2 protein-coding genes and 3 pseudogenes are annotated in these 2,564 nt (G+C 33.3%); all 5 read right to left on the bottom strand.

Annotated elements, in window-relative coordinates:
• Positions 1-146 (bottom strand): annotated as a pseudogene (locus G7Y42_RS14760) (IS5/IS1182 family transposase); the annotation flags it as partial.
• 693 nt (positions 147-839) lie between these two features.
• Positions 840-1,106: pseudogene (gene tnpA / locus G7Y42_RS14755) on the bottom strand (IS200/IS605 family transposase); the annotation flags it as partial.
• 345 nt (positions 1,107-1,451) lie between these two features.
• On the bottom strand, positions 1,452-1,553 hold the full coding sequence (locus G7Y42_RS15115; RefSeq protein WP_143351974.1) for a putative holin-like toxin: 102 nt from the start codon (positions 1,551-1,553) through the stop codon (positions 1,452-1,454).
• A 359-nt stretch (positions 1,554-1,912) separates the two neighbouring features.
• Positions 1,913-2,107 (bottom strand): hypothetical protein, encoded by a 195-nt coding sequence (locus G7Y42_RS15110; RefSeq protein ID WP_241161973.1) that lies wholly within the window; start codon positions 2,105-2,107, stop codon positions 1,913-1,915.
• Positions 2,108-2,415: 308 nt separating this feature from the next.
• A pseudogene (locus tag G7Y42_RS15220) lies at positions 2,416-2,564 on the bottom strand (ATP-binding protein); the annotation flags it as partial.

Raw genomic sequence — 2,564 nt, 5'->3', positions numbered from 1 at the left:
GTTGAATACGTAGATTCTACAATGGGATAAATGAAATCAAACTGAATCGCTGCATCAATCTTTCGAACTAAGTGATCTTTAGGTACAAGATCACCAATTGTTAACATAGCAAATTGATTTCTACCTTCAATCGGTTGTTTTCTCATCATTAGAATCACTCCCAGAATAGTTTATACAATGAGTATAAAACAAAAAAACTGCAAACAACACTCCAAATTTAGGAGTTTGTCTACAGTCTGAGCAGATCCTCTTAGTGAGTGACCTGCTTTTTCTGATTTGTGTACTGTTTCTTGGAAGGAACAATATTTTTGAAGAAGATCATCTTTTCTTCATCTTTAATGTTACCATAGTAACATTTAGAAGCAACTGGTAATCAGTTTCTATTTTTAGTCACATATAGATATGTCGGATAAAATTAGAATTTGTGACACTAAAAGATAAACTTTTTCGTGATTTATTCTGATTATGTGTTACCGACCACTTTTACCAGGAGGAAAGACAGTCCTCAACTTATTAAATGAAGAACCATTTTGTCACAAATAACTCATTGAACGCTGCTTCGTCTAATACCACAAAATTTTTTCCGTTAGCTTTAAAACATAATCTCCCTGATTTACTGCTTTTGCTCCTGAAGGAGTTAAGAAGTTTACAGCACCCGTCCGTTTAAATCGTTTTGTCTTTTGTACTTCATAGGGGGCACAGAAAGCTTCTAAGCCACCTAAATAGCTCTTATTTCCATAATGAAAATAAGCAAAGCCACTTTTCGGCACTGCCATTTTTCTTCTTTCCAATTTCCCCTCAACCATAGCATTCAATTGGTTAAGTTCTGGATCTGTCGCTTCATTCAGTCCCACTGTACTTACATAATAGCCTTCTGCCCAAAAATGTCGATTCCCAAACTTATATTTTAAATTCACATGTTTGTCAAAAATCATTAACGCACTTTTTCCTTTTAGATAGCCCATAAAACTGGACACACTCATTTTTGGTGGAATACTCAATAACAGATGAACGTGATCTGGCATCATAGGTCCTTCTAATATTTCCACCCCCTTATATTTACATAACCACTTTGTATGGGCTAAACTATTTGCTTTAGTAGCCATTTCTTATCCCTTCCTTTCGTTATCAATATGACCTGAACAATCATATTTTAACGATTTGAAGGGCTTTTTGGTAGAACCATTTATTCCCCACCCGCATAGCAGGTGGTTTTATGTTTTACTCGCTTTGCGAGCTCAACTAGGTCTAAAGACAATAATAAAAAATAAAGGCTAGCTTTTCTCAAAACTAGCCTTTATTCCTTTTCTTTTTTCTCTATCTACGGTATACTATAAGTAAATAAGGAGCTATGCGCAAACATAGCCCCTAAAGTGTAGCCTGTTTAAGACAGTGGCTAGTATTTTATAGGTTAAATAAACCCGTCAATCCAGTCAAAAGTTATGACGGGTTTATTTTTTGTTGTTTTTGCTAATTGTCAGCATAATGCCGACTAAAGCAAGGACGAATGATCCAAATTGAATCATTAAACCAATTGCTTCAGCAACAGACAAAAAGTGCTACTCCCTTCTACGAAGTAGGAAAATGCACATAGGCATCACCCCCTGAGTAGCTACCGTCATAAACTTACTACAATAACATTATATCATAGAATGAAGAACTTTATCTCGACTAAAAAGGATAATTGAATTTTTTAAATATATTAAATATTTTATGAAGAGATATATTCACTTTTCGGAATATATAGTGTTTCCAGTTATTTATAATTCATGTTCCTTCTTCTTATCTTTTTCATACTTCTCGATCTTGTCCGTTAGCTTTTCTTCTCTATCAATCAAACGATAACCACTAAGTTCAAATAATCCATTTCTATCTAGTTCTTGCAAAATTTCCTGAACATCGATCAATCTATTTAATTTATTTTCATATGCTTATAGCCCTCTATAAGTCGTTCCCTCTGCTTCTCTTGATTTTTCGCCACAGATACTATCTTTTCTTTGGTTAAATCAGGACGTAGATTATCTGAAACCAGTAATTTCTTTTCAGCAAATTTAAATTGGCGTACTTCTTCTTTGTACGTTTGTTCTAATTTAATTTTTTGAAGCATCGTAGCACGCTCAATTTCATTCATGATCGGTAAATATTTTTCGTAAGTTACGATTTTATGAACACTTCGTTTTAAAATAAGAGCTAAGAAAATCCCATAATTATTTTGAACGGTTTTCTTAGCGATTAAATATTTATAGTTTGTGTCAAATAAAATTGGCTCTATAATTTCTAGGACTGATAGAATTTTCTGTCGGTCCTAGATTTTTTTGTAAAAAAATGTCAATGGCCATTCAAAAATGTCGTTTTTTGGCCACCGAAAATGTAGGTTTTTGGTCCATAAATAACAAGGTTACTTATACGACAACTTTTTTCTTTATAATCTTTAATCCGATAAGACTTTCCAGTAATTTGAATAATCTTAGCGTGGTGCACTAATCGATCGATTAGTGCATTTGTTAATTTTTTATCTTGAAAGGTTTCAGCCCATTGAGACAAAGGAATATTCGTGGTAATAA

It is taken from the genome of Enterococcus sp. ZJ1622 (assembly GCF_011038845.1).
Lineage (GTDB): Bacteria > Bacillota > Bacilli > Lactobacillales > Enterococcaceae > Enterococcus_B.
Note: the sequence above shows the minus strand (reverse complement) of the source record. Positions and strands in the feature narration are given on the sequence as shown.